The 4,180-nt window shown below is 60.7% G+C and carries 4 protein-coding genes; all 4 read right to left on the bottom strand.

Features of this window, described 5'->3' with window-relative positions; all coding sequences use genetic code 11:
• Positions 1-60: 60 nt before the first annotated feature.
• Positions 61-255 (bottom strand): hypothetical protein, encoded by a 195-nt coding sequence (locus tag VMT30_02985; GenBank protein HVQ43906.1) that lies wholly within the window; start codon positions 253-255, stop codon positions 61-63.
• Positions 256-325: 70 nt separating this feature from the next.
• Positions 326-1,354 carry an alpha/beta fold hydrolase gene (locus tag VMT30_02980; protein HVQ43905.1) on the bottom strand — a complete coding sequence of 343 codons (1,029 nt, stop codon included), beginning with the start codon at positions 1,352-1,354 and terminating at the stop codon, positions 326-328.
• A gap of 619 nt (positions 1,355-1,973) precedes the next feature.
• Positions 1,974-3,191, bottom strand: a complete 1,218-nt coding sequence (locus VMT30_02975; protein HVQ43904.1) for an IS91 family transposase — start codon at positions 3,189-3,191, stop codon at positions 1,974-1,976.
• A 13-nt stretch (positions 3,192-3,204) separates the two neighbouring features.
• Positions 3,205-4,083, bottom strand: coding sequence for a tyrosine-type recombinase/integrase (locus VMT30_02970; GenBank protein ID HVQ43903.1), 879 nt, complete (start codon positions 4,081-4,083; stop codon positions 3,205-3,207).
• Positions 4,084-4,180 lie beyond the last annotated feature (97 nt).

Genomic DNA, 4,180 nt, shown 5'->3' with positions numbered 1-4,180 from the left:
AGGCCACTTTGCCTGACGAGTAATTTCGGCTCGAATCGTGCGAGCATAGTCGCTCCAGGGCTAGAATTGGGGTCCGAACGAATGCAGAAGCATCACGCGCTTTGCATCTGCTGCGATCGCGTAATTTGCCGCCCCGCAGAGGATGATCAATGCGCCACAGATCATGCACAGATGCGAGATGCCGGTCGCTAGCCCAGAGTGACGTGTTTTCCTTATCCCCATGACGGTCTCGTGCTCGACGCCGTCGTCGGTCATGATCGTGAAGCGAATTTCAGTTCGGCCAGGCGCTGCTTGGCGGGAGAATCCCATAGGAGTTGCAAGCCGTTCATTGCGCAGCCACCTGATTTCCGATGTCGATCGGCCGCAAGAACGTCTCATCGTCATCTGCAAAGATGAATGTGCCAGCCGTGTTGCGATAACGCGCGGCTTGGTCGTGCAATCGTGAATAAAGTACGGCAACACTGACGAACTGGTCATGCCCCAGATCGTCGTGCTTTGCGAGCCTCGAAATGTCGACGATTTGAACCTTTTCTTTCAGGGCAGCCTCCCGCACAACGGGATCGTCAACGTTGATATCGCCAGCCCGCGCGATGCCACCGTCAAGAAAACTGGACACTCGAAGCGCACCATCATCCTTGGAAACTAGAACCAGCAAAGGTGGCTTGAGCGGACCGATGGCTTGTACCTGAGCACGGAACGTTTTCGCGTTGATGTCGGGCGCCGCCAGCACAACACGGCCTAGCCGGGCGATCACTCGGTCTTTGCCTTCGATACGAAGCTGGCGCAGAGCGTCAACGGTCAACATGGCACCCATGCTGTGGGCTACCACCATAATGTCGCTGACCTCGGGGCTGCTGCTTAACATTGTTAGTAAAGCCATCAGATAGTCGCGAGAATAGTGTGCCGATTGCTTGTCCATTTCATAGGCAGCTACCTGACCTTGCGATGGCCAGGAGAACAGAATCGGAATCCCGTCGATTTTGATGTCCGCCTGCAATTGGGCGATTCGGAACAGCGACTCTTGGAAGTTGCTGTTAAACCCGTGCACGAAAACGAAGGCTTTGTGCTTTTTTCGCCGAGTATCGCCTTGCGGAGCGACGGCTTTGCGAAAATCGGCTTCGCTCAACACGGCCTGATCCACTACAGCAAAGTTGCTCCGTGGATCGGGGGTTGCGGTCGGCATTTCGACATTGCCGGACTTGTGGTTGGGCGGCACCGAGACGACAAACTTTGCAAAGTTGAGCGCATTGGCGCGGTTCGCAGTAAATACGTTCCCCGACGGAATCTCGCGCTCACGCGTGGTCGCCACATAGATCTGCAGCGTCTTTTCGCCAGACGAGGCCGCCACGGGCATCAGCACCTCCGGGCCAGGTCTGGCAGCGCAACCGACCAAAATGAAGGAAATTAGAACAGCGGCTGCCCAATCTAGCCTGCGACGAGGAAAGCCACTCCACATAGCAACTGACTCCCCACCAAGCCACCACGCACTGTACCTTTGCACTTGGGGCCCCACGGACGAAGCCACTCTCCGTGTTAGTCTTGCGAAGGCTGCATTGCAGTAACTTTAATGCAACAATCCGTTTTTCAAATATGCCTGGAAAATGGCAAGTCAGTCCGGTATTGTGAAGGTTTGCGGATGGCGGCCCCATGAATGGTGAGGCGGCGGACGGCAGGGGCCGGCGTACGCAAACCTCCAAAGGAGGAAAGCGCGGGAGATGTGGCGAGGCCGCGCGTCAGACGTTATGGAGATTTTGTCGCTGGCGGTCTGTTGGCGAGGTGCATTGAGCGGTTGTTTGGGAAGCGATCGGAAGGGGTGAGGGATCCGCTGCCGATCGCGACAAGTAGAGCCGGGGTCGTATAGCGGAGATCGAACGGTAAGCCAGCTATCGAGAGCGGCGCAAAGGCGAAGCTGATCATTGCCGGTCGAGCGAAGCAGAAGTGCAAGCCTGCAATTGTGCGGCGCGCGACCTTGATCATGACGTGTCGATCCTGATCACGATTGGAGATGTCGCCGGCGGGGAGCGTGGCGAGCAGCCGCGCTGGAATCTCTCGATGATGATCATGCGGCCGCCGCAACACGGACATGGGTGCACGAGCGGCGTGGGCTCGTTGGCCTCAGCGCAATTGGTACTCCCGGCCTCGGGCTGTGCCGCAAGCACGTCGAGCTGACGGCGCGCTCGGGCGATGTTGTCGGCGCGCGTGCCGCTGGCGAGCAGGCCGTAGTGGCGGATGCGGTGGAAGCCGCTCGGCAGGACGTGGATCAGGAAGCGGCGGATAAACTCGCCGGTGGCGAGTGTCATGGCCTTCTGGCGCTCGCGACCATCGGCACGATAGTCCTTCCATCGGAAGGTCACGCCGGAGCGGTCGCAGGCGATCAGCCGGCTGTTGGCGATGGCGACACGATGGGTATAGCGCGACAGATAGGCCAGCACGGCCTGTGGGGTGCCGAGCGGGCGCTTGGCATAGACGACCCATTCGGTTCGGCGTAGCGGTGCCAGATACGCCGCGAACGCCTGCGTGTCTTCGAGCGCGGCGTGACAGCCGAAGAACTTCAGGCGGCCTGCCTCATGGGCCGCGATCAGCTTCTCCAGGAACAGCCGGCGAAACAGGCGCGAGAGCACGCGCACCGGCAGGAAGAAGCCGGGCCGGCACGCCACCCAACGCTCGCCGTCGAGCGAGATGCCGCCGCCCGGTACGATCATGTGGACGTGCGGATGATGGGTCATGGCCGAACCCCAGGTATGGAGAACCGAGGTAATGCCGACGCGGGCGCCGAGGTGTTTTGGGTCGGCCGCGATCGTGATCAGGGTCTCGGCCGAGACCTTGAACAGCAAGTCGTAGATGACAGCCTTGTTCTGGTAGGCGATATCGGCGATGGCCGCCGGCAGGGTGAACACCACATGATAATACGGCACCGGCAGCAGATCGGCCTCGCGCGCCGCCAGCCATTCCTTTGCCGCCGCGCCCTGGCACTTCGGGCAGTGCCGGTTGCGGCAAGAGTTGTACGATATCTGGCTGTGCGCGCACTCCTCGCAGCGCGCGACATGCCCGCCGAGCGCCGCCGTGCGGCAGTTCTCGATCGCCGACATCACCTTCAATTGGCCGAGGCCGACATGGCCGGCATTGGCCCGGCGCCATGCCGGGCCGTGGCCGCGGAAGATGTCCGCGACCTCCAGCGATGGACGCGACACGATAAGCCTCGCGTCAGGCGGGCGGTTCGGCGCCCTCCTTGAGCTTGGCCGTAATGCGATCGAGCGGGCTCACGATCTCCCGGATGGTCTTGGTGGCGACACGTGTATAGAGCGCGGTGGTGTCGAGCTTGGCGTGCCCCAACAAGACCTGGATCACCCTGATATCGGTGTTCTGCTCCAGAAGATGCGTCGCAAAGCTGTGACGAAGGGTGTGCGGGGACACCGGCTTGCCGATCTCGGCCATCTGGGCCGCGGTATCGCAGGCGCGCCTGAGCTGGCGCGCCGTCATCGGGTTGATCGGGTTCATTCCGGGAAACAGCCACCCTTGTGGGCGTGCCGCGTTGTACCAGGCGCGCAACAGCTCGAGCAGATGCGGTGAAAGCATCACGTAGCGGTCTTTGTGGCCCTTGCCCTGTTCGATCCGGATCACCATGCGCTTACTGTCGATGTCGGATACCTTCAGCGCAACCACTTCGGACACTCGCAATCCGGCTCCATAGGCCACACTCAATGCCACCTTGTATTTGAGCCCCGGCGCCGCATCGAGAAAACGCGCAACTTCTTCCGGGCTCAGGACGACCGGCAGCTTGCGTGGCACGTGGATAAATTGGGTATGGTTCACGATGTCGGCACGTCCAAGCGTGATGTTGAAAAAGAACCGCAGTGTCGAAACGCTTTGGTTGAGGGTAGGAACGCCGGCGCCACTCGTCGCCAAATGAAGCTGATAGCGGCGTACGTCTTCGAAGCTGGCGGTATCGGGCGAGCGGCCGAGGAAAGCGGCGAAGTGCTTGACCCTCTGCACGTAGTCATGTTGGGTCTTCGGTGCGAACTTGCGGATCGTCATGTCTTCGATCATGCGCTGCCGCAGCGGGCTTATGGCCTTGTCGGTCATGGGGGATGCTCCTGCCTTGATGAAGGTTGTGAACCCCTCATCTCAAGACAGGACGCCCCGGCGCGCTATCGTGTTGGCTCCGTCGCCCGCCGCGGCG

The sequence above is a fragment of the Candidatus Saccharimonadia bacterium genome (genome assembly GCA_035544015.1).
GTDB lineage: Bacteria > Patescibacteriota > Saccharimonadia > UBA4664 > UBA4664 > UBA5169.
This window is presented reverse-complemented; position numbering and strand designations above follow the sequence as displayed.